Source organism: Stenotrophomonas sp. 8(2023), assembly GCF_030345295.1.
GTDB lineage: Bacteria > Pseudomonadota > Gammaproteobacteria > Xanthomonadales > Xanthomonadaceae > Stenotrophomonas > Stenotrophomonas muris.
Genome location: NZ_CP128404.1, coordinates 1,342,176 through 1,363,374, shown reverse-complemented (window position 1 = coordinate 1,363,374; position 21,199 = coordinate 1,342,176). Strand labels below are relative to the sequence as shown.

18 protein-coding genes are annotated in these 21,199 nt (G+C 67.8%); 8 read left to right on the top strand and 10 right to left on the bottom strand.

Annotated elements, in window-relative coordinates; all coding sequences use genetic code 11:
* Positions 1-34: 34 nt before the first annotated feature.
* Both QP609_RS06285 and QP609_RS06280 read right to left on the bottom strand, forming a co-directional pair.
* On the bottom strand, positions 35-2,458 hold the full coding sequence (locus tag QP609_RS06285; protein WP_053495335.1) for an EAL domain-containing protein: 2,424 nt from the start codon (positions 2,456-2,458) through the stop codon (positions 35-37).
* A gap of 218 nt (positions 2,459-2,676) precedes the next feature.
* Positions 2,677-4,614 carry a DEAD/DEAH box helicase gene (locus tag QP609_RS06280; protein ID WP_197621011.1) on the bottom strand — a complete coding sequence of 646 codons (1,938 nt, stop codon included), beginning with the start codon at positions 4,612-4,614 and terminating at the stop codon, positions 2,677-2,679.
* A gap of 266 nt (positions 4,615-4,880) precedes the next feature.
* Between QP609_RS06280 and QP609_RS06275 the strand changes: the two genes are divergently transcribed.
* Positions 4,881-5,102, top strand: coding sequence for an RNA-binding S4 domain-containing protein (locus QP609_RS06275; protein WP_014036469.1), 222 nt, complete (start codon positions 4,881-4,883; stop codon positions 5,100-5,102).
* An 11-nt stretch (positions 5,103-5,113) separates the two neighbouring features.
* Here QP609_RS06275 and ubiM read toward each other — a convergent pair whose 3' ends face one another.
* The 4 genes from ubiM to QP609_RS06255 form a co-directional block, all read right to left on the bottom strand.
* Positions 5,114-6,292, bottom strand: a complete 1,179-nt coding sequence (gene ubiM / locus QP609_RS06270; protein ID WP_197621012.1) for a 5-demethoxyubiquinol-8 5-hydroxylase UbiM — start codon at positions 6,290-6,292, stop codon at positions 5,114-5,116.
* A gap of 79 nt (positions 6,293-6,371) precedes the next feature.
* Positions 6,372-6,761 carry an MAPEG family protein gene (locus QP609_RS06265; RefSeq protein WP_046429692.1) on the bottom strand — a complete coding sequence of 130 codons (390 nt, stop codon included), beginning with the start codon at positions 6,759-6,761 and terminating at the stop codon, positions 6,372-6,374.
* 11 nt (positions 6,762-6,772) lie between these two features.
* Complete coding sequence (locus QP609_RS06260; RefSeq protein ID WP_046429681.1) at positions 6,773-7,318, bottom strand: DUF4019 domain-containing protein; 546 nt, start codon at positions 7,316-7,318, stop codon at positions 6,773-6,775.
* A 58-nt stretch (positions 7,319-7,376) separates the two neighbouring features.
* The gene (locus QP609_RS06255; protein ID WP_041863185.1) at positions 7,377-8,540 is read right to left on the bottom strand and encodes a hypothetical protein; all 1,164 of its coding nucleotides are present in this window, start codon (positions 8,538-8,540) and stop codon (positions 7,377-7,379) included.
* A gap of 470 nt (positions 8,541-9,010) precedes the next feature.
* Here QP609_RS06255 and QP609_RS06250 point away from each other — a divergent pair, with 470 nt between their 5' ends.
* The 3 genes from QP609_RS06250 to QP609_RS06240 all read left to right on the top strand — a co-directional run bounded on the left by QP609_RS06250 (position 9,011) and on the right by QP609_RS06240 (position 12,332).
* Positions 9,011-10,489, top strand: coding sequence for a DNA-3-methyladenine glycosylase 2 (locus QP609_RS06250; protein ID WP_197621013.1), 1,479 nt, complete (start codon positions 9,011-9,013; stop codon positions 10,487-10,489).
* On the top strand, positions 10,486-10,977 hold the full coding sequence (locus tag QP609_RS06245; protein WP_014646457.1) for a methylated-DNA--[protein]-cysteine S-methyltransferase: 492 nt from the start codon (positions 10,486-10,488) through the stop codon (positions 10,975-10,977). Before QP609_RS06250 ends, QP609_RS06245 begins: the two co-directional genes overlap by 4 nt.
* Before the next feature lie 104 nt (positions 10,978-11,081).
* The gene (locus tag QP609_RS06240; protein WP_197621014.1) at positions 11,082-12,332 is read left to right on the top strand and encodes an ectonucleotide pyrophosphatase/phosphodiesterase; all 1,251 of its coding nucleotides are present in this window, start codon (positions 11,082-11,084) and stop codon (positions 12,330-12,332) included.
* Positions 12,333-12,462: 130 nt separating this feature from the next.
* On the opposite strand, the gene QP609_RS06235 is transcribed toward QP609_RS06240, so the two are convergent.
* Entirely contained in the window at positions 12,463-12,642 is a 180-nt protein-coding gene (locus QP609_RS06235) for a 30S ribosomal protein THX (protein ID WP_004150462.1), read from the bottom strand.
* A 110-nt stretch (positions 12,643-12,752) separates the two neighbouring features.
* Positions 12,753-13,166: a MerC domain-containing protein gene (locus QP609_RS06230; RefSeq protein ID WP_008264835.1), complete on the bottom strand. Its 414-nt coding sequence runs from the start codon at positions 13,164-13,166 to the stop codon at positions 12,753-12,755.
* Positions 13,167-13,302: 136 nt separating this feature from the next.
* On the opposite strand from QP609_RS06230, the gene QP609_RS06225 reads away from it, so the two are divergent.
* From QP609_RS06225 to QP609_RS06210, 4 genes are all read left to right on the top strand, one after another.
* Positions 13,303-15,513 (top strand): TonB-dependent receptor, encoded by a 2,211-nt coding sequence (locus tag QP609_RS06225; protein WP_142234442.1) that lies wholly within the window; start codon positions 13,303-13,305, stop codon positions 15,511-15,513.
* 199 nt (positions 15,514-15,712) lie between these two features.
* Entirely contained in the window at positions 15,713-16,279 is a 567-nt protein-coding gene (locus QP609_RS06220; RefSeq protein WP_014646454.1) for a TetR/AcrR family transcriptional regulator, read from the top strand.
* Positions 16,279-17,952 carry an MFS transporter gene (locus QP609_RS06215; RefSeq protein WP_032956775.1) on the top strand — a complete coding sequence of 558 codons (1,674 nt, stop codon included), beginning with the start codon at positions 16,279-16,281 and terminating at the stop codon, positions 17,950-17,952. Before QP609_RS06220 ends, QP609_RS06215 begins: the two co-directional genes overlap by 1 nt.
* 8 nt (positions 17,953-17,960) lie before the next feature.
* Positions 17,961-19,115, top strand: coding sequence for an HlyD family secretion protein (locus QP609_RS06210; RefSeq protein ID WP_049420618.1), 1,155 nt, complete (start codon positions 17,961-17,963; stop codon positions 19,113-19,115).
* Between the two features lie 111 nt (positions 19,116-19,226).
* Here QP609_RS06210 and QP609_RS06205 read toward each other — a convergent pair whose 3' ends face one another.
* Entirely contained in the window at positions 19,227-19,718 is a 492-nt protein-coding gene (locus tag QP609_RS06205; RefSeq protein WP_004150412.1) for a Fur family transcriptional regulator, read from the bottom strand.
* 34 nt (positions 19,719-19,752) lie between these two features.
* A complete protein-coding gene (gltX, locus tag QP609_RS06200; RefSeq protein WP_197621015.1) occupies positions 19,753-21,156 on the bottom strand; it encodes a glutamate--tRNA ligase in 1,404 nt (467 codons plus the stop codon).
* Positions 21,157-21,199 lie beyond the last annotated feature (43 nt).

Sequence of the window (21,199 nt, the reverse complement as noted above, 5' to 3'; positions counted from 1 at the left end):
AGCCCACGTGTAGACCAAAGTCGCCGACGGGCGTTCAGCCAGCGGCGGGCGGACCTTTCACCGCCACCAGGCGCACCGGCCGCAGGTCGGCCAGGGTCATCCGCTCCAGCGGTTGCGGCCGCTCGACCGCATAACCCTGCAGGCCCTGCACCCCAAGCCGGGTCAGCGCGGCGGCGACGTCGGCAGTCTCCACCCATTCGGCCACCACCTCCATCTGCAGCTCGCGCCCCAGTTCACTGATCGCGCGCACGGTGGCATGGCTGACCGGATCGGTATCCATGTCGCGCACGAAGGCCCCGTCGATTTTCAGGATGTCGGCCGGCAGCTGGCGCAGGTAGCCGAACGAGGACAGCCCGGAACCGAAATCGTCCAACGCCATCCGGCAGCCACGCGCCTTCACTGCATCGATGAAGGCACGCGCCTGGCTGAGGTTGCTGATCGCAGCGGTCTCGGTGATCTCGAAGCACAGCTTGGAGGCCAGCGCGCGGTTGCGCTCCAGCAGGTCGCAGACGAAGGCGAGGAAGCCGGGCTCGGCGATCGACTGCGCCGAAACGTTGACGTTGCACAGGCCCAGCTGCCGCACGTGTGCCGGGCACACCTGCAGGTGCCGGAACAGCAGGCCAAGCACGTGCCGGTCCAGCGCCACGGCCATGCCATAGCGCTCCACCGCCGGCATGAACTGGCCCGGCAGGTGCAGGCTGCCATCGCTGCCACGCATGCGCACCAGTACCTCGTAGTGCAGGTAGGAGGGATCGCCGACGCGGGCGATGCGCTGCGCATACAACACCATGCGGTTTTCGGCCATGGCCAGGCTGACGCCCTGCAGCCGCTCGGCTTCCTGGCGCCGTTCCTCCAGCGCCATGCGGTTCTCGTTGAAGCAGTGCACGCGGTTGCGGCCGGCCTGCTTGGCCGCATAGCACGCGCTGTCGGCGGCGCTCATCAGCCAGTTCACATCCGGCGCATCGGCGCTGACCTCGACCACGCCGATGCTGCAGCTCAGCTGCGGGCTGCCTTCGCTGACCGGGAACGTCGCCTGCCCCAGGTTGCGGATTACCCGCTGCAGCACGCGCTTGGCCTCGTCCTGCCCGGCATGGGCCAGGAACACGGCGAACTCGTCCGCGCCCAGCCGGCCCACCCAGTCGCCATCGCGCACCGCCGCCACCAGGTAGTCGGCGAAGCTGCGCAGCATCTGGTCGCCGGCGGCGTGACCGAAGCTGTCGTTGACCAGCTTGAAATGGTCCAGGTTGATGTAGCACAGCGCGTGCGTGCCACCTTCGCTGCGCACCTGCAGCAGCGCGCGTTCCAGCAGCCGTTCGATCTCGCGGCGATTGATCAGGCCGGTCAGCGGGTCGTGGCTGGCGTGGTGCTCGATCTCGCGCGCCAGTGCATGGTTCTGGCTGACGTCTTCGATGATGGCGAACACCGACAGGCCACCGCCGGTGCTGCGCACGCCGGTGCCGCTCCAGCGGCCCCAGACAAGGCTGCCATCGCGACGGCGGAAGCGCAGTTCGCTCGGGCGCAGCTGGCGGTCCCAATCGATGCGGCCCACCCCATCGATCACCAGCTCGCCGTCCATCAGCAGGTCGCCCAGCGACAGCTGCAGCAGCATGTCACGACGATGGTCGAGGATATCGGCCATCGCCTGGTTGGCCTCGATCACCTTGCCTTCGGCATCGAGCTTGAGCATGCCGACGTTGGCCTGGTAGAACGCCGCGCGGAAACGGCTCTCGTGTTCGGTCAGGTCCTTGCCGACGCGGCGCGCCAGGGCGACCGCCATCAGGCTGATCGCCAGCACCGACAGGCCCGCCACCATCAACGTGGCCAGCCTCACCAGCGTCGCCATCCGCAGCAGCGCCTGCGAGAACGCCTGGCTCTGCACCTTCATCCGCTGGTCCAGGTCACGCAGCTGCTGCAGGTAGCGGTCGCGTGCGGCAACGGGCACCAGGTTGCCGTCGTGCCGCAGCTGCAGTTCATCGATCAGTCGCTGCAGCGCCATCAGGTCGCCATCGGTCTGCCGCCACAACGCGCTCGCTTCGCGGAATGCACCGATGTCGCGCGCGTAGCGGAACGAGAACACCAGGCGAGGGATGTCAGCACGCGCATTGCCGCCCTGCAGGAAGCCCTGCCTGGCCTTCTCCTCGTCCGGTTCGGCCTGTTCCAGCGCCAGTCGCGCCTGCAGATCGCCCAACGGCACCTGCAGGGCCTGGCGTGCGTCGTCCAGGTCCTCGGCATCGCCACGCGCCAGGTAGCGACTGAGTGCGGCGGTGGCATCCTGCTGGCCACGCGACCAGTAGCCCTGGCCGGCGATCCAGGCAGTAGAGGCCGCCTGCAGTTCCTGGATCAGGGCGGACAGTGCGACCAGTCCGATCGCCATGCCGGTCAACAACGCAAATCGCAGTCCCAGCCCCCGGGTCATCGGCACCCGCCGGCTGTGCTGGTCCGTGCCACTCCTACCCATCCCGGATCCCCCTGAATGTGCTGCGGTGACAACCTCCTTAGGAACCGGCTCAGCCTAGGACCGGCAATGTGTGGGCCATGCGAAAAAGGGGACGGAGGAGATTAAGTCGTTCTTGGCACAGGCGCATGACCAGCCAGATACGACTTAATCCCCTCCGTCCCCTTTTTCTGTCCGCCAGCCCGGGGGCTGGCGGTGGTGTGGACGGCTGCGGGTGCGGCTTAGAAGCTGCGCGGGCCGCGCGGCTTGAAGCCGTCACGACGCGGCGGGCGACTGTCGCGGTCACCGCCGCGGTCGCCACCATGGCCGCCCGGGCCGGCACGACGCGGGCCACCCGGACCGCCCGGGCCACGCTTGTCGAAGCGCGGCTTGAACGGGCGCGGGGCCGGGTTGGTGTCTTCACCCGGAGCCAGCGCACGCATCTGCAGCTGCTGGCCGGACACCCAGACCTTCTGCAGGTGCGACAGCACGTCCGGCGGCATCTGTGCCGGCAGGTCCAGCAGCGAGAAGTCGTCGTGGATGTCGATGCGGCCGATGAAGCGGCTTTCCAGGCCGGCTTCGTTGGCAATGGCGCCGACGATGTTGGCCGGCTTCACGCCATGCTGGTGACCGACCGAAATACGGTAGGTCTCCATGCCCTGCTCCGGTGCACCACGCGGCGGAACCTCACGGCGCGGACGCTGTTCAAAACCACCTTCGGCGTCGTCACGGCGCGGGCCACGCTCGAAGCGCGGACCCCGTTCGTTGCGGTCGAAGCGATCACCACGTTCCGGGCGGTCACCACGGTCGAAGCGCTCGCGCGGTGCGCGCTCTTCGCGCGGGGCACGCACCGGCGGCTGCAGCAGGAACGGGGTATCGCCCTGCAGCAGCTTGGCCAGCGCGGCAGCGATCTCGATGGCCGGCACGTTCTGCTCGTTCTCGAAGCGCTCCAGCAGCTGGCGGTAGAAGTCCAGGCCACCGGCGCCGAGGGTTTCGCTGATGCGCGAGGTGAACTTGTTGATGCGGGTGTCGTTGACCGCTTCCACGCTCGGCAGCTGCATCTCTTCGATCGGCTGGCGGGTGGCGCGCTCGATCTGGCGCAGCATGCCCTTCTCGCGCGGGGTGGCGAACAGGATCGCCTCGCCGCTGCGGCCGGCACGACCGGTACGGCCGATGCGGTGCACGTAGCTTTCGGTGTCGTACGGGATGTCGTAGTTCAGCACGTGGCTGATGCGCTCCACGTCCAGGCCGCGCGCGGCCACGTCGGTGGCGACCAGGATGTCCAGCTTGCCTTCCTTCAGCATGGCGATGGTCCGCTCACGCTGGGCCTGCTGCATGTCACCGTTGATGGCGGCAGCGGCCAGGCCACGCGCCTGCAGCTTGCTGGCCAGTTCTTCGGTGCCGGCCTTGGTCCGCGCGAAGATGATCATCGCGTCGAACGGCTCGACTTCCAGGATGCGGGTCAGCGCGTCCAGCTTGTGCATGCCGCTCACCCACCAGTAACGCTGGCGGATGTTGGCCGACGTAGTGGTCTTGGCCGCGATGGTCACTTCCACCGGGTCCTGCAGGTAGGTCTGCGCGATGCGGCGGATCTGCGGCGGCATGGTGGCCGAGAACAGGGCCACCTGGCGCTGCTCCGGCAGCTTCTTCAGCACCGCTTCGACGTCGTCGATGAAGCCCATGCGCAGCATTTCATCGGCTTCGTCCAGCACCAGCGTCTTCAGCTCGGACAGGTCCAGGGTGCTGCGGTCCAGGTGATCGATTACGCGGCCGGGGGTACCGACCACGATATGCACGCCGCGGCGCAGGGCCGACAGCTGCTGGCCGTAGGGCTGGCCGCCGTACACCGGCAGCACGCGGAAGCCGGGGATCTTCGACGAATAGGACTGGAACGCCTCGGCAACCTGGATGGCCAGCTCGCGGGTCGGCGCCAGGATCAGGGCCTGGGGCTTGATCTGCTGCAGGTCGATGTTGGACAGTACCGGCAGTGCAAAGGCAGCGGTCTTGCCGGTACCGGTCTGGGCCTGGCCCAGCACGTCGCGGCCTTCCAGCATCGCCGGGATGGTGGCGGCCTGGATCGGCGACGGGGTTTCGTAGCCGATGGCGGTGACGGCCTGCATCACGGGCTCGGACAGGCCGAGCTGCGCAAACTGCAGCGGCGCTTGGGAATCTTGGGACATGGGGAACTCCGAAGGCACTGCCGTCTTCCTGGCAGTGCGATAAAAAAGGTGATGGTCCGCGCTTTGGGCGCCCTTCTTATCGCGTGCCCTGGCGCTGCTCGGTCGGAGGAGATTTCACTCGCTCAGAGCGGAATGATACCGCATTGATGCTGAACGAGGCATACAGCTTTCCTCACAGATGCCGTCGGGCCCGTGCTGGCGCACAATACGCGCCCTCTTCCCGGCCCGGCCGCTGGCCTGCGCCCTCTTCCCAGGAACCCCGCTCCATGCAGATTCTCGAATTCGACCTCGACGGTGACTACGTCGAACTCAAGCAGCTGCTCAAGCTGGCCGATCTGGTCACCAGTGGCGGCGAGGCCAAGATGGTCATCAGCGAGGGCCAGGTACGGGTCGACGGCGAAGTGGAACTGCGCAAGGCCTGCAAGATCCGCGCAGGCCAGGTGGTCGAATTCGCCGACAGCCAGATCCGGGTGCTGGCTGCAGGCTGATCTGAAGCTGTTCAGGCCACGCGCTGGGTCAGGTGCGAGGCAATCAGCTGCCTGAACGGTGCCACGCCCTGCGCCAGGCGCAGGCCGGCCGCACGCAGCAGGCGCGCCGGGCGACGGTCGTCGGTGTACAGGCTGGCGATCGCATTGGTGGCCTCGTACAGCGGCCGCGACGCCAGCCGATGACCACGCTGGTAGCTGGCCAGCATGCCGGCGGCGGCAATGTCGGCACCACGGCGCTGCTGCGCGACGATGCCCTGCGCCAACCGCTGTGCGCTGGTCAGGCCCAGGTTGAAGCCATGCGCGGTGACCGGATGCATGCCCACCGCGGCATCACCGATCAGCGCAGAACGCTCGCCGACGAAGCGATCCGCGTACACACCCACCAGCGGATACGCCTGCGGCGTGGCCACCGGCTGCATCCGGCCCAGGCGGTGTTCGAAGCAGGCACTGATGGCCTCACCGAAGGCTACCTCGTCCATCGCCAGCAGCGCCTCGATCTGCCGCGGCGGCAGCGTGATCACCGCCGATGCCTGGCCCTCGTTGAGCGGCAGCAGCGCCATCGTGCGGCCGTAGCCGAACCACTCCCAGGCGGTGTGGTGATGGTCGCGCTCGACCTGCATGCGGCACACCAGCATCGACTTGCCGAAGTCGCGCATCTGCGCACCGATGCCGAGCATGCGGCGGGTGGCGGAGAAGCGGCTGTCAGCGGCCACCAGCAGCCGCGCATGCAGTTGGCTGCCGTCATCGAGTTTGACCACGTGGCCCTGCGCATCGGCCTGCACGCCCAGCACCTTGCGCCCGTCGAACAGCTCCAGGCCGTCCTGGCCCAGCACGGCATCCCACGCGGCGCGACGGATCAGATGGTTGGGTACCAGCCATCCCAGCGGCTGGCCGTCGACCTGGCTGCTGGCGAAGGTCAGCGCGAACGGCGAGCCGCCGTTCATCACCCTGGCATCGCGCAGATCAGCAATTTCAGCGTGCGGCAGGCGCTGCCACAGCCCCAGCTGCTCCATGCTCTGCCGCGAGGCATGGGTCAACGCGATCTCACGGCCATCAAAGGCGGCCTCGGCCAGCGCCTGGCGCGGCTGCACTTCGACCAGCCCGACCTGCAGCCCGCTGCCGGCCAGCGCGCGCGCGAAGCACAGACCTGCCGGTCCGGCGCCGACCACCACCACGTCCATCCTGCGCATGCGCGCCTCCTGCCGTTGATCCAGTCCGCGCCAGCATAGCGCCGCGCGCCTGAGCGGCCTTGATCTGGATCAGGCCGACTTACAGAAGTGCGAACACGAGCGCCAGGATCGATAGCAGCGACACCAGCCACACCAGGCTGCGCACGTAGGGCACGCCTGCGGCGTACAGGGGCAGATAGACCACACGCGCCCAGAAGTAGGCCTGCGCCGCCAGTGCAGTGGTGTCGTTGCCGCGACCGGCCACGACCACTGCGATGGCGGCGGCGGCGAAGAACGGAAACGTCTCCAGGAAATTGGCCTGCGCACGCTGCAGGCGACCGGCCAGCGGGCTGAGCGGCTTTGCATCGCCATCGCGTGCCGAAGCATTCCACTTCATCCCGCGCTCGCGGGTGACCACCGTGGAGGTGGCGAAGATGTACACGAAGCCCAGCAGTACCGACCAGGCCAGCATCGTCAGTTCAGTTGCCATCATTCACCTCCTCAGGGTGCCGACGCGCGCAGGCTGTAACCGGCCAGGCGCCACACCTGGTCCTCGTCGAAACGGAACGAGACCAGCTCGCGCACCGGCTGTGCGCTGTTGGCGAAACGGGTCGGGAAGCTGACGTTGATGTACAGCCCTTCCGGCACTGCTGCACCGGCGCTGTACTTGACGCGGGTGATGGTCGGCTGGCCACGCCCGGCCAGCGCACCCAGGCGCGTACGCTCGGCGGCCAACTGGCTGACGAAAGCGGCCTTCGGCACCGCACGACGCGCGACGGCCGAAGCGCCATCCCACAATTCGCCGGCGCGGTTGGCGTCGACCAGCTGCGCTGCCTTCACTGCGGCGGCGCCCATTTCCGCGTCCTGTTTCTGCACCTGCGCCTGTTGAGCAGCGGTCAACGCAGGGGAACCGGCGGTAGCGGGCTTCGCAGCTGCCGGCGAGGCTGGTGCCGGGCGTGCCGGGGCCGGCGCAGGCGTGGCCGGCGCAGGGGCCTGCGCCAACACGGTCAGGGGCAGCAGGGACAGCAGCAGGAGCACGCGCTTCATGGACACCGCCGGTTTTCTGGAGAGAACCGCAGTCTACGCCAGCGCGGTGACTACGCCGTCAGCGTGCCGGAGCGTTGCCCTCCACCGCTGCCGCATCAGCTTGCGCGGCGGGCGCGGCGGTGTTCGCTGGCGGCTGCTCGGCCACCGGCGGCGGCTCCGACGGTGCCGGTGGCAGCGTCGCCACATCGATCTCCGACAGCGGGCTTTCGTCCGGGCATACCGCATCCGGGAAACCGAAGCGCTGCTTCAGGGCCTGGCCGCAGCTGTTGATCGATTCCATGTCGGCGCCGTCGCGCTTGCACTGCTGGTCGAAGGCGATCAGGAACGCGTCCTTGCGCTGCACGAAGTCATCGCCGCAGGCGCGCATCTGCTTGATCCGTTCCAGATCGTCCTGCACCGCGTTGGTGCCATCCAGGCCGTACTGGCGCAGCTCATCCGGCGTCAGCAGGCGCAGGCTGCGATTGGGCACGGTCATCATCAGATCGGCCACGCCCACCGCCACGCCATTGCGCTGCAGGTAATCCTTCACGTTGTCGTAGACTTCGTGCAGCTCGCGGTTGAGCTCGGCGCGCGAGGTGGCCTTGGAGCTGATCCGCATCATGCGGTGGATGCCGACCTTGCCCGACAGCAGGCGGTTGTCACCGGCAGCCAGCACGAACACGCAGGCGCTGTGGCAGATGGAGCCTTCGCGCACCCAGATGGTCCAGCCCGATTCACCGATGCTGTCACCGGCCACGATCGCCGACTCCACCTGGCCACCACTGGAGTCCAGGTCGAGGATGCGCTTGTGGATCTTCAGTTCGTCAGCGACCACCGCCAACCGCCACATCATTTCGGCGAAGCCCGGATTGATCTTGCCGGCGTAACGTACGCGCATCAGCCCACGCTCGGCACACGGCGCCAGGGCCTGGGTGATCTGCTCGCGCTGCAGCCCTTCCAGTTCGGCACCGTCGCCGGCATCGCCCGCATATTCCGTGCTGCAACTGACCCACGCACGCCCATTTTCCAGCTGCGCCTGCGGCCACGGCCGACCCGCCTGGCTGCGCGGTGGTGCCGGTGCCGGTGGCGCGTCGGCGGCATTGATCGAAACCATGTTCTCGCCATCACTGGCCGGCGCCCGCGCTGCCTTGTCGGCAGCGGTCACGTTGCCCGGATTCTCCAGCTGACTGCAGCCCGCCAGGGCCAGGCACAACAGGGGCAACCAGCGGAATTTGGCGGACATCGGGCAACCGGGATTCATGGGACCAAGAGCCACAGTCTACCCGTCCAGGCCGCGCATTCAGCGCGTGGCACTGAACCCCTTCTGACCCTTGGGAAAGCGTGTCGACCAAGGTCGGCACCTACCAACAGCCTCAGGAACCTGTCGAAGGCGTGGTGGGTCCGGTGGCAGGGGTGCGAGCGGCATGGATGCCGCGACCAAGTCCCCAGGGGTGAGGGCGCTTTGCTTGCGAAGCACTGCTTCGCAAGCGCCCGAACGCACAGCCGCCAGCGGCTGGGCCGGTCTGGGGGTTCACGGCGTCCCCTGCCACCGGACCCACCACGCCATCCCACAGGAATCCCGCTTCTGCTGTTGCTGTTGCCGGCCAGCGGCCGGCACTACCGCGGGTCCGGGCGCAGCCCGGCGTGACCCCCTTCAGCATCCATGTCCGAATGTGGCGAGTATCCCCGCCCGCACCCGCCTAGACTGCCGCCATGGACACCGCCCTCGCCCTCGACACCGCCGCCTGCGACCGCGCCCGCCTGGCCCGCGACGCACGTTTCGACGGCGTGTTCTTCACCGCCGTGCGCAGCACCGGCATCTATTGCCGCCCGGTCTGCCCCGCACCGCCCCCGAAGCCGCGCAACATCACCTACTACCCGACCGCCGCTGCTGCCGCCGCCGCCGGCTATCGCCCGTGCCTGCGCTGCCGCCCGGAGCTGGCACCACAGGCCCAGCAGGCACTGGCCGGGCAGACCGTACAGCGCGCCCTGGCCCTGATCCACGGCGGCTTCCTGCAGGAGCAGCCGGTGGCCGATCTTGCTACGAAGCTCGGCCTCAGCGCGCGCCAGCTGCAGCGCCTGTTCGTCGAACGCCTGGGCGCGACGCCCGGGCAGATCCACGCCACCCATCGCCTGCTGCTGGCCAAGCAACTGCTGACCGAGACCACGCTGGCGGTGACCGACGTCGCACTGGCCGCCGGATACAACAGCCTGCGCCGCTTCAATACCGCATTCCTGCAGGGCTGCGGCATGGCCCCCACCGCACTGCGCCGCCAGCATCAACCGCTGGCCGCCGACGATGGCGGCCTGGTGTTGCGCCTGGGCTACCGTCCGCCGCTGGACTTCCCGCGCATGCTGGCGTTCCTGCGCAAGCGCAGCCTGCCCGGCATCGAACTGATTGGCGAGGACAGCTACCAGCGCGTGCTGGGCACGCCGGAGCGCCCCACCCTGCTGCGCGTCACTGCCGACCCGAAGCGCCCGGAGCTGCGCCTGCAGCTGGGTGCGGTGGATCCGCGCCTGATCCCGGACATCGTGCGCCGCGTGCGTCGCGTGTTTGATCTGGATGCCGACCTGCAGCAGGTGCACGCCGCATTGGGTGAGGAACCCTTGCTGGCGCGCGGCATCGCCGAGCGCCCGGGGCTGCGCGTGCCCGGCGGCTGGGATGGCTTCGAAGTGGGCGTGCGCGCCGTGCTCGGCCAGCAGGTTACTGTTGCCGCCGCCACCACCTTCGCGCGGCGGCTGGTCGATGCCTATGGCGCGCACCTGCCGGGCATGTCGTCCGACTTTGATCGCCAGTTCGCGGCACCCGAGGTATTGGCCGAGGCGCCTCTGGAATCAATCGGCCTGCCGCGCAGCCGCGCCGCGACCGTGCGTGCACTGGCCACCGCCTGCGCCAGCGGCCAGCTCGACTTCGGGCCCGGCCAGGCGCTGGAAGAGTTTGTTGCCCGCTGCGTGGCACTGCCCGGCATCGGCCCATGGACCGCGCAGTACATCGCTTTGCGTGGCCTCGGCCAGCCCGATGCCTTCCCGGCCGGCGATCTTGTACTGCAGCAGGTCCTCGGCCACGCGCAGGGCCAGCGCCTGAGCGAACGCGCAACCGAAGCGCGCTCGCAACCGTGGCGTCCCTGGCGCGCCTACGCCGTGCTGCACCTGTGGCACCTGTCCGGCACATTCGTTGGAGAACCGACATGACACTGTTGTTCGATCGTTTCGACAGCCCGATCGGCGTGTTGACCATCGCCGGCGACGAGCGTGGCCTGTCACACGTGCTGTTCCCGGAGAACCGCCACCCCGCGCGCGGGCGTGATGACTGGCTTTACGCACCGGATGCCTTGCCGGAAGCACGCGAGCAGCTGCTGCAGTTCCTGCACGGCGAGCGCAACAGCTTCGACCTTGTGCTGGCGCCGCGTGGTACGCCGTTCCAGCTGCGCGTGTGGCAGGCGCTGGCGCTGATTCCGTTCGGCCAGACCTGGAGCTACCTGCAACTGGCGCAACACCTGGGACAGCCCAGCGCGACCCGCGCGGTGGGCGCGGCCAACGGGCGCAACCCGTTGCCGATCATCCTGCCCTGCCACCGCGTGATCGGCAGCAACGGCGCGCTGACCGGCTTCGGTGGCGGCCTGGAAACCAAGGCGGCGCTGCTGCGGCTGGAACAACGCCAGGCCCCGCTGTTCGCCTGAACATCGGGGTCAGATCCCTTTTCCCGTGGAAAAGGGATCTGACCCCGGGCGATCCTGGCGCGCCGTGTCTTGGGCCGGTAATTGCACCGGCTTATCATGCACGGATGACTTCCGTACGCCTGACCTGTTCGCTGGCGCTGCTGCTGCCATTGGCTGCCTGCACCACTGCGCCTGCCCCTACCGCCTCCGTTCCCACGTCCGTCGCATCGGCCGCACCGCCGAAGCTGCTGCTGATCTCCATCGACGGCCTGCGCGCCGATGCGCTGGACCGCGGGCTGACCCCGAACCTGCAGCGGATGATCGACGGCGGCGTGCGCGCCCGCTGGATGACACCGTCCTATCCTTCCCTGACGTTTCCCAACCACTACACCATCGTCACCGGCCTGCGCCCGGACCACCATGGCATCGTCAACAACAGCATGGACGATGAAGCGCTGGGCCGTTTCGAGCTGAGCAACCGCGAGGCCGTCACCACCAGTGCCTGGTGGGGCGGTGAACCGATCTGGGTCGGCGCCGAGAACGCCGGCGTGCGCACCGCCACGACGTCGTGGCCGGGCAGTGAATCGGAAATCCGTGGTGTGCGCCCCAGCCAGTGGCGGATCTACGACGGCAAGGAATCGCTGGAGCAGCGTGCCGGTATCGTGCTCGACTGGCTGGCACAGACCGACGCCGATGCCCCGCGACTGACCACGCTGTACATGGAGCACGTGGACAAGGCCGGGCACAACTACGGCCCCGGGTCGAAGCAGTACGCCGACGCCATCGCACGCGCCGACCTGATCGTCGGGCAGGTGCTCGACGGCCTGCAGCAGCGCGGCCTGGCCGCCACCACCAATGTGATCGTGGTGTCCGACCACGGCATGGCCAGCGTCGCCGACGGCCACGTGATCGCCACCGAATCGATGGCCGACCCGTCCATCGCGCGCAACGTCAGCCAGGGCCAGTCGGTGGGCTTCGCGCCAGTGGCCGGTCGTGAGGCTGAGGCCGAACGCGCCCTGCTCGGCCGCCATGCGCACTACGAGTGCTGGAAGAAGGAGAACCTGCCGGCGCGCTGGCACTACGGCACGCATCCGCGGGTTCCGGCCATCGTCTGTGCGATGGATGAAGGCTGGGATGCGCTGCACCGCGAGAAGATCGCCAAGCGCGCGAAGCAGGACCGTGGCTCGCACGGCTACGACAACGCCCTGCCCTCCATGCGCGCAGTGTTCGTGGCCAGCGGCCCCTCGTTCCGCCAGGGCCTGGTGATCGACGGCTTCGACAATGTCGACGTCTACCCGCTGCTGGCCCACCTGCTGCAGGTGCCGGCCGCGCCGAACGATGGCAATCCGGAAACGCTGAAGCAGACCCTGCGCTGAATTCCCTGTAGAGCGAGCCCATGCTCGGCTGCATTACGCCAGCCGCACATGGGCTCGGCCCTGCAGGAACGTGCATAAAAAAACGCGGCGCCAGGCGCCGCGTTTTCCTTGGACCGGTCGGTCGGCCTGATCAGGCCTTGGCGACGGCCTTCTTCGCCACGGCCTTCTTCGCCGGAGCCTTGGCCACGGTCTTCTTGGCAACCGGGGCGGCGGCGCCTACGGCGACCTTGCTCGCGGTGTGCGAACGGGCGTTGCCGTAGCTGGCGTTGTAGCGCTTGCCCTTGGCGGTCTTGCGGTCACCCTTACCCATGTCTTCAACTCCTCAAGTGTGAAATCTGGTTACCCCGTACTGACACGGGTTCGGCGGGGCCGCCTTGCTGGGCGCCCCCGCGCACGATCGGAAATCCTATCACGGCGTGCCTAGTGCGCGCAGCTTGCGTCGTGCACGTGGCCGTGGTTGAGGCGCAGGTTGACCAGGTGGGCAACGCCCACCAGCAGGCCGCCGATGGTCATCACCACCGCATGCGGCACCGCATTGTGGTGCAGCGGGTCGTACAGCACGCCGGCCCACAGCGCGACCAGGCCGGGGATCAGGAAGCCGAGCGCACGCAGCGCACCGTGGCGGCGATAGCCCCAGACCAGGCTGAACAGCCCGAGCAGGGTCACGAACACCACCAGCGCCTGTTCCACGCCATCGCTCAGCCAGAACGACAGGCCCAGCGACGGCGCCGCCGCCAGCAGCACGGGGATCACCGCGCAATGCACTGCGCACAGCATCGAACCAGTGGCACCGAAACGGTCGAGCAGGTGGCGCAGGCGTGAGGACAGGGACATGACTTCCAGCAGGGTCGGCGAATCGTTATGGAATAATATAACATCCCTCTCCGAACCGCACGGTTTTCCCTCCCCCTGTCCCCTCGACGGGATTCGTGCGCCCTGCGATTGATACATTGTAACAAAGGACCTGCCCATGCCCGCCCACACCCCTCGGCTCAAGCCGCATTCCCTGGCCCTGGCCCTCGCCGCCCTGTTGCCGTCCGTCGCCTTTGCAGCCGGCCAGGACACCTCCCACCGTGACCGCCACCTGACCGAACTCTCCTCGGTACAGGTCACCGCGTCGCCGCTGCAGGGCGATGCCGAATCCCTGGCGCGCCCGGTGGACGTGCTGGCCGGTGAGCGCCTGGACGAGCAGAAGGCCGGCACCCTGGGCGATACCGTGGCCAAGCTGCCGGGCGTACAGAGCACCTTCTTCGGCCCCGGCGTCGGCCGCCCGATCATCCGCGGCCAGGAAGGCCCGCGCGTTGCCGTGCTGTCCAACGGCATGGGCAACATGGACGCCTCCACGGTCAGCGCCGACCATGCCACCAGCATCGAGCCGTTCCTGGCCGACCAGATCGAAGTGCTGAAGGGTCCGGCCACGCTGCTGTTCGGCAGCGGCGCCATCGGTGGTGCGGTCAATGTGGTGGATGGCCGCATCGCGCGCGAACTGCCGGAGCGCCCGCTCAGCGGCCGCGCCGAGCTGCGCGGCAACTCGGTGAACAATGAGCGCAGCGGCATGTTCCGCCTCGATGGTGTCAGCGGCAATGTCGTGCTGCACGTGGATGGCCTGGTGCGCAATGGCGACGACTACCGCATTCCCGGCTACGCGGTGATCGACAGCCTTGAAGACCACCATGACCACGATCACGACCATGATCACGATGCAGCCGAGGGCGAAGAACCGCGCCGCGGCCGCCTGGACAACAGTTCGATCCGCACCCGCGCCGGCGGCGTCGGCGCAACGTGGCTGGGCGACGGTGGTTACTTCGGTGTGTCGGCCAGCACCTATCGCACCAACTACGGCATTCCCAACGGCGCGCACGTGCATGCCGATGGTGATGACCATGGCCATGACCACGGTCACGACCACGGCGATGAAGAGGAAGGCGGCGACGAGCATGACGTGCGCATCGACATGGTGCAGAACCGCTTCGAGACCAAGGCCGGCATCTACAACCCGGTCTCGTTCCTGAAGAACATCAACGCACGCGTGGCTTACACCGACTACGAGCACGTGGAGCTGGAGGCCGGCACGCCGTCGACGCGCTTCACCAACCGTGGTATCGAAGCGCGCCTGGAAGCCGTGCAGCAGCAGATCGGCGGCTGGGACGGCGCGTTCGGCCTGCAGTTCGGCAACAGCGATTTCGGCGCCAAGGGCGAAGAGGCGTTCGTACCGGATACCGGCACCAGGAACATCGGCCTGTTCGTGCTGCAGGAAAAGCAGTTCGGCCCGTTCAAGCTGGAACTGGGTGGCCGCCACGACCAGGTCAAGCTGGACCCGACCGGTGACTACCGTCGCCGCACGTTCGGTGCCACCAACCTGTCTGCCGCCGGTATCTGGAAGCTCAACGATTCCGTTGACCTGCGCATCGGCGTGGACAGCTCAGAGCGTGCACCCACCAACGAAGAGCTGTACGCCGCCGGCGCGCACATCGCCACCCGCTCGATGGAGATCGGCGACGCCAACCTGAAAACCGAGCGCGGCCAGCGCGTCGAACTGGGCATCCATACCCACAGCGATCGCCTGGACTTCTCCGCGTCGGTCTACCAGACCAAGTTCAAGGACTTCATCTACCTGGCCGACACCGGCGTTACCGAGGGGCTGCCGGTGCGCGCCTGGACCCAGCAGGACGCGGTGTTCCGCGGCGCCGAGGCCGAAGCGCTGGTGCACCTGTTCGAGGGTGGCGCCGGTGACTGGGACCTGCGCCTGTTCGGTGACTATGTGAAGGCCAAGCTGGATGGCAGCGGCAGCCGCAACCTCGACATCGCCGTGCCGCACGGCGACCACAACCACAATTACAACGTGGAGCTGGCCAACACCGGCTACCTGCCGCGTATCGCCCCGGCCCGCGTGGGTGCCGACCTGCGCTGGTCGAAGGACGGCTGGCGCGCCTCGGTCGGCGCGGTGCGTTACAGCCGCCAGAAGGACGTTGCCCAGAACGAAGCCCCGAGCGACGGCTACACGCTGGTCGACGCGCACCTGGCCTACCGCTGGGATCGCAACGCGGGCAACAGCTACGAGGTGTTCCTGGATGGCAGCAACCTGACCAACCGCGAAGTGCGCCCGCATACCTCGCTGCTGCGCGACTACTCGCCGCTGCCAGGCCGTGGAGTCGCATTCGGGATCCGCGCGTTCTTCTGATCGCGCACGGCGGGGTCGGATCCCTTTCCGAAGGAAAGGGCTCTGGCACCACCGCATTGAACGGGGGCCTTCGGGCCCCCGTTTTCATTCCGTCCCACGCCATCACGCATCCGTCACAAAGGTGTGCGTACGACAACAACCGGACAATCCCGTCACTCAAAGTCTCGCCAATCGGACACTTTTGTCCGAAAATGATTCCATGACCGCTCAACGTGCCGATGCTGCTGCCCGCCGTGCCCTCATCCTCGACGCCGCCGATCATGTCTTCGGCCAACATGGCGTCACCGCCCCGCTGGATCTGGTGGTCGAACGCGCCCAGGTGGGCCGCGCCACCCTGTACCGCAACTTCCCCGACCGCACCGCGCTGATCCAGGCGCTGCTGCAGCGCACGGTCGACCGCATCCGGCGCCAGGTCGAACAGCTCGGTGACCGCGATGACGCCCTGTTCGAGGTGTTCGAGGGCATGGCCCAGCGCATCATCGATTCGCCGGCACTGGCCGATTACTGGCGTGCGGTTGATTCGGACGTGCCGTCCATGCGCGCCGCGCGCGAGACCGTGCGCGACCTGCTGGAGGAACCGATCGCGCGCGCCAAGGCCGCCGGGCTGTGCCGTGACGACCTGGAAAAGACGGATATTTCACTGATCTCGGGCATGCTGGGTGCGGCCCTGCGCGGCAAGACCCGCGACGAGCGCGCCCAGTTGGCCGGGCGTGCCCTGCAGCTGCTGCGTGGGGGTCTCCAGGGAGCTGCCAGCGAGGCCCGTTGATGGTCCAGCCGTATCTGAAGCCGGTTCCGGATTGGGAGGAGCATGAGAAGCCGACCATGCCCGGCTCGGCGTCGATGCCCTGGCACCCGCCGTACCGGCGCGCGGCCTATGCGCTGGTATCGTTGCTGGTGGCGATCACCGGCGGCCTCGGCAATGCGCTGGTCACCGCCAACCTGCCGTTCCTGCAGGGCCAGCTGGCGCTCACTCCGACCCAGGGCAGCTGGCTGGTGGCCGCGTATGCGATGGTGAATGTCACCGCCAACCTGCTGGCCTTCAAGTTCCGCCAGCAGTACGGCATCCGCCTGTTCGCCGAGATCGGCCTGGGCCTGTATGCGGCGCTGGCGGTGCTGCACCTGTTCGTCGGCAGCTTCGAGACCACGATGCTGACCCGAGCCGCCAGCGGCTTCGCGGGTGCGGCCTGTTCGACGCTGGGCACGCTGTACATGCTGCAGGCGCTGCCGCGCCGATTCACCGGCAATCTGCTGGTGGTCGGTGTCGGCCTGTCGCAGCTGGCGGTGCCGATCGCCTGGATCGTTTCACCAGGCCTGGTCGATACCGGCCAATGGCACCAGCTGTACTCCTTCGAAGCCGGCCTGGCCCTGTGCGCGTTCGCGGCAGTGGTGGTGCTGAAGCTGCCGCCGGGCATCCAGGTAAAGGCGTTCGAGCCATTGGACTTCCTCACTTTCGCCCTGCTCGCGCCGGCGGTCGCGCTGCTGGTGATCGTACTGGCGCAGGGCTACACGCGCTGGTGGCTCAACACCCCATGGCTGGGCTGGGCGCTGGTCGCCTCGATCGTGCTGTCCACCACCGCCTTCATCATCGAACACTACCGGCGCAATCCGCTGCTGCAGATCCGCTGGCTGTCGAAGCTGCCGGTGCTGCACTTCATCGTCGGCGCGTTCCTGATCCGCTTCCTGACCACCGAGCAGTCCTACGGCGTGGTCAACCTGATGCGCACGCTGGGCATGGGGCCTGACCAGATGCGGCCGTTGTTCGTAGTGATCCTGGCCGGGGTGATCGTCGGCATCGCCGGCGCCTCGCTCACCTTCGGACCGAAGCGGCTGATCGCGCAGCTGCTGATGGCGATCCTGCTGCTGGGCGCCGCCGCGTTCTTCGACCAGCACCGCACCAGCCTGGACCGGCCGCACGACTTCTACGCCAGCCAGTTCCTGGCCTCGGTCGGTGCCGGCATGTTCATGGGCCCGCTGATCATGCTCGGCATCTCCGCCGCGTTGAAACAGGGCGTCGACCACATGATCACCTTCCTGGTGACGCTGTCGATCACGCAGACCCTGGGTGGCCTGGCAGGTTCGGCGGTGCTGGGGACCTTCCAGCTGCATCGCGAGCAGCTGTATTCCAGCGCGCTGACCAGCCAGCTCGATCCGGCCGATCCGGTGGTCGCGCAACGGCTGCGCATCCAGCAGCAGCTGTACGCTGCGCAGATCACCGACCCGGTGCTGCGCAGTGCGCAGGGCAGCGCGCAGCTGGCGCAGACCACGCGCCGCGAAGCCAACGTGCGTGGCTTCAATGACGTGTTCACGCTGAGCGGCTGGCTGGCGATCGGCTTCCTGTGCTGGTTGCTGCTGCTGTCGCTGCGCACCGCCGTGCTCAAGCAATGGCGCAAGCGCCACCCCGCCCTTTCCACCGCGTCCACGCCGGCCGCGTCCCGTTGAGTCCTCCCATGCCTCCCGTCCCGCCCCGCCCCGACGACACCGACAACGTCACCCCACCGCCGCCGACCGACGCGGCGCCCGCGGCCACGCCGGTAGAACCCGCGGTCGCGCCGAAGTACCTCAAGCCCAGCGCCCGCAGCGTGGTGGTGATGGTGGTAGTGGCCTTGCTGGGCATTGCGCTGATCCTGCGCGCCTGGCACCTGTGGCCGTTCACCAGCAGCGTGATGGTGACCGACAACGCCTATGTACGCGGCCAGATCACGGTGATGGCGCCGCAGGTCAACGGCTATGTGACCGAAGTGCTGGTGAAGGATTTCCAGCATGTGAAGCAGGGCGAGCCGCTGCTGCGCATCGATGACCGCATCTATGCGCAGCGCGTGGCCCAGGCGCAGGCGACGCTGGACAGCGCGCGCGCGGCGCTGGCCAACTCGGACCAGTCACAGGCGCAGAACCGCGCACAGATTGCCTCCGCCCGCGCCACGCTGTCGGCCGGCCAGGCCGAACTGCAGCGTTCGCGCAATGAATTGAAACGCTACGAGGAACTGGCGGCGCAGCAGCTGGTGTCCATCAACGACCGCGACAAGTTCCGCACCACCCAGGCGTCGGCACAGGCCAGCGTGCAACAGTCGCAGGCGCAGATCCGCATCGCCGAGGAAACGCTGGTGTCGACCCAGGTCGCGCGCAAGAGCCTGGAAGCGCAGGTGGAAAGCGCGCAGGCGCAGCTGGAACTGGCCCGCATCGACCTGGCCAACACGGTGATCCACGCACCACGCGACGGCCAGATCAGCGAAGCCAGCGTACGCGTGGGCCAGTACGTCGCTGCCGGTTCGCAGCTGCTGTTCCTGGTACCTGACACGCTGTGGGTGGTGGCCAACTACAAGGAAGGCCAGACCTGGGGCATGGCGATCGGCCAACCGGCGACGTTCTCGGTGGACGCGTTCCAGGGCCAGGTGCTGCGGGGCCGCGTGCAGGAGATCGCCCCAGCGACCGGGTCGGAATTCAGCGTGCTGCGCCCGGACAATGCCAGCGGCAACTTCACCAAGGTGGTGCAGCGGCTGCCGGTGCGGATATCGATCAACAGGGATCAGAAGCTGGCAAAGCAGCTGCGGCCCGGCATGTCGGTGATCGTGCGGGTGGATACCCGGTCCAAGCCGATGGACTAGGACGCAGGCCCTGCCGCACCGATATGAAACGGGGTCAGATCCCTTTGCCACTGGCAAAGGGATCTGACCCCGTTTCCAAAATGCCGGCCAGCGGCCGGCACTACCGTTGCGTTAGCCGGCGCAGCGCGCGCAGAGGCCATGCACTTCCAGCGTCTGTGCCTGCGGCTGGAAGCCCAGCTCCTTGGCGCGCTTCTCCAGCTGGGTGACGATCTCGCGGTCTTCCAGCTCCACCGCGCTGTGGCAGCTGTTGCAGATCAGGAACGGCACCGAATGCGCGGCACTGCTGGGGTGATGGCAGGCCACGAAGGCATTGACCGATTCCAGCTTGTGCACGAAGCCATTGGCCATCAGGAAGTCCAGCGCGCGGTACACGGTGGGCGGGGCATCGGCGCCCACGCCCTTGCCGTTGCGCACCCATTCCAGCAGCTCGTAGGCCTTGACCGGCTTGCCGGCCTCGGCGATCAGCTTCAGCACGTTGGCGCGGATCGGGGTCAGGCGCAGCCCGCGTTCGCGCGAGACACGCTCGACCACCGCCACGAAATCCGATGCGTCGTGGACGTGGTGGTGCGGGGCGGTACAGGCAGTGGCGGTCTTGGCGGGCATGCGTGTTCTCCGGTTCGGGCCTGGCAAGGATGCCTCAGGCCGTTGCTACCTTGGTGATGGCCACATCAATGCGTTTCAAGGCCTGCTCGCGGCCGGCCAGGAAAACGGTATGGGAGATGTCAGGACTGACCTGGGTGCCGGTGATGGCCACGCGCAGCGGCTGGGCGACCTTGCCCATGCCGATCTCCAGCGCTGCGGCCGCGTCGTGCAGGGCGACGCCCACCGACTCGGCGGTCCACTCCGGCAACGCTGCCAGCAGCTCGCGGGCCTTGCCCAGCGCCACCTCGGCACCGGCCTTGAGGTGCTTGGCCACCGCCGCTTCGTCGTACCCGGTCAGCGGCTGGTACCAGACCACGGCCTTCTCGGCCATTTCCTTCAGGGTCTGCACGCGTTCACGCAGGGCGATCACCACATCCTCCGGGGCCGGGCCGGCGGCCACGTCCAGGCCCAGCTTCTGCAGCTGGTAGACCAGGTGCGGCACGATGGCGGCCACGTCCTCGGTCTTCAGGAAGTGCTGGTTGACCCAACCCAGCTTGGCCATGTCCAGGCGCGAGGCCTTGGAATTGCAGTCCCTCACGTCGAACAGGTCGATCAGTTCCTGGCGGCTGAACAGCTCCTGGTCACCGTGCGACCAGCCCAGGCGAGCCAGGTAGCTCAGCAGCGCGTCGGGCAGGTAGCCGGCGTCCTTGTACTGCATCACGTCGGCCGCACCGGTGCGCTTGGACAGCTTGGCGCCCTGCTCGTCCAGGATCATCGGCATGTGGCCGAACTTCGGCACCGGCGCACCAATGCCCTCGTACAGGTTGATCTGGCGCGGGGTGTTGTTGATGTGGTCGTCGCCGCGGATGACCTCGGTGATGCCCATGTCCCAGTCGTCCACCACCACCGCGAAGTTGTAGGTGGGGTAGCCGTCCGGGCGGAAGATGACCATGTCATCCAGCTCGCTGTTGGCGATCTCGATGCGGCCCTTGATCAGGTCGTCGAACACCACCGTACCTTCCAGCGGGTTCTTGAAGCGGATGACGCGGTTCGGGTCGTCCTTGTACGGCAGGCCCAGTTCGCGTGCAGCGCCGTTGTAACGCGGCTTTTCCTGCCTGGCCATGGCGGCCTCGCGCATCGCGTCCAGCTCTTCGCGGGTTTCGTAGGCGTAGTAGGCCTTGCCGTCGGCGATCAGCTGCTCTGCCACTTCCCGGTAGCGGGCGACGCGGTCGGTCTGATAGATCGGGCCTTCGTCGTAGTCCAGGCCCAGCCACTCCATCGCCTCCAGGATGGCGTCGATCGCGCCCTGGGTGCTGCGTTCACGGTCGGTGTCCTCGATGCGCAGCACGAACTCGCCGCCACGGTGGCGGGCCTCCAGCCAGCAGTACAGCGCGGTGCGGGCACCACCGATGTGCAGGTAGCCGGTGGGACTGGGGGCGAAGCGGGTGCGGCAGGTCATGGACGGCTCGAGGAACGGGAATCCCCCGATTTTACCAGCCCAC